Annotated in this window: 1 protein-coding gene; it reads right to left on the reverse strand. The window is 66.9% G+C overall.

The genetic code is table 11. The annotated features are described in order from the left end of the window. The coding region (gene bglX / locus ACIPIA_RS14770; RefSeq protein ID WP_400510642.1) for a beta-glucosidase BglX at positions 1-2,160 on the reverse strand (2,160 nt) is incomplete at both ends.

The raw sequence follows: 2,160 nt of genomic DNA on the forward strand, positions 1-2,160 counted from the left end.
CCTCGAAGCGACCGCTCTCGACGACTTCCTTGAGCTCGGCGTTTACGAACTTGAGCTGGTCCCTGCCGATCTCGAAGCGGACCACGCGGCTCTCGCCGGGCTTCAGCATCACCTTCTGGAAGCCCTTCAGTTCCTTGATCGGCCGCGCGATCGAGGCGTAGGGGTCGGCGATGTAGAGCTGCACGACATTGGCGCCGGCATAGCTGCCTTCGTTGGTCAGCGTCGCTTCCGCGGTCAGGCGCTGGTCCTGCGTGATCCGGGCGGCCGAGAGCTTCAGGTTCGACAGCGAGAAACGGCTATAGCTCAGGCCGAAGCCGAACGGGTAGAGCGGGCCCTGCTCCTCCTCGAAATACTGCGAGGTGTAGTTGCCGGGCTTGCCCGGGGTGAACGGGCGCCCGATCCGCAGCGGGTTGTAGTAAGTCGGTATCTGGCCCACGGAGCGCGGGAACGAGATCGGCAGCTTGGCCGAGGGGTTGTGGTCGCCGAACAGCACGTCGGCGATGGCGTTGCCGCCCTCGGTGCCGGCGTACCAGGTCTCCAGTAGCGCGTCGGCGTTGTCCTTCTCCCAGCCGAGCGCAAGCGGGCGGCCGTTCATGAGCACGACGACGAGCGGCTTACCGGTCGCCTTCAGGGCCTTGAGCAGGGCCCGCTGGGAGCCCGGCATTTCGATGCTGACGCGGCTCGAGGATTCATGCGACATGCCGCGCACCTCGCCGACGACGGCGATCACGACATCGGCCTCGGCTGCCACCGCGACGGCTTCCCGGATCATCTCCTCGGGGCTGCGCGGATCCTGGATGACCTCCGGCTTGTCCCAGTTCAGGTAGTTCAGGTAGTCGACGATCTTCTGGTCGTCGAGGACGTTGGAGCCACGTGCCGTGACGAGGCGCGCCTTGCCGTCCAGCGCCTTCTCGATGCCGGCGCGCACGGTCACGGCCTGATCGGCCACGCCCTGGGCGGACCAGCTGCCGAGGATGTCCAGCCCGGAATCGGCCAGCGGCCCGACGAGCGCGATCGTCCCGGCCTTCTTCAGCGGCAGGGTCTGGTTGCGGTTCTCGAGCAAGACGATGGTCTCGCGCGCGATCTCCCGCGCCGGCTCGCGATGCAGCCGGTTGTCGGCCCGCACGTCCACCGGATCATCCTCCGGCTTGCCCATGCGCAGGAAGGGGTTGGCGAAGAGACCGAGATCGTATTTTGCGCCCAGCACCTCGCGGACGCAGGCATCGAGCTCGGCCATCTTCAGCTCGCCGGAGGCGATCAGCCCCGGCAGCTCTGCAAGATAGACCTGGTCGGCCATGCTGAGATCGATGCCGGCCTTGATCGCGAGCTTGGCTGCCTCGCGCGGGTCGCGGGCGACGCCATGGCGGGTCAGCTCGGTGATCGCGCCATGGTCGCTGACCGTGACGCCGTTGAAGCCCCATTGCTTGCGCAGCAGGTCCTGCATCAGCCAGGTGTTCGAAGTCGCGGGCACGCCATTGATCGAGTTCAGCGCGACCATGACGCCGCCGGCGCCGGCCTCGATGGCGGCACGATAGGGCGGCAGATAGACCTGGTGCATGCGCAGCGGGCTCATGTCGACCGTGTTGTAGTCTCGCCCGCCTTCGACCGCGCCATACATCGCGAAATGCTTGACCGCTGCCATGATGGTGTCCGGCCGCGCCGTCGACTCGCCCTGGAAGCCGCGGACGCTGGCCCGGGCGCATTCGGAGACGAGATAGGGGTCTTCGCCGAAACCTTCCGAGGTGCGGCCCCAGCGCGGGTCGCGGCTGATGTCGACCATCGGTGCGAAGGTCATATCCACACCGTCATTGCAGGCTTCGACCGCCGAGACGCGAGCCATGCGCTCGATCGCTGCCATGTCGAAGCTCGCTGCCAGCCCGAGCGGGATCGGGAAGGTGGTGCGGTGGCCATGCACCACGTCATAGGCGAAGAAGAGCGGGATCTTCAGGCGGCTGCGCTTGACGGCGGCTTCCTGCAGCGGCCGATTGTCGCGCCGGATGACAGTGTTGAACGAGCCGGCGATGCGCCCGGCCGCGACCTCGTCCATCAGCTGCGCATGCGGCATCTCGGGGCCGATGCTGATCAGGCGCAGCTGGCCGATCTTCTCCTCGACCGTCATGCGCCGGATCAGGTCGTCGATGAACGCTTTCTTGCCGGCCG

The sequence above is a fragment of the Allobosea sp. CER48 genome, assembly GCF_044752385.1.
Classification (GTDB): domain Bacteria; phylum Pseudomonadota; class Alphaproteobacteria; order Rhizobiales; family Beijerinckiaceae; genus Allobosea.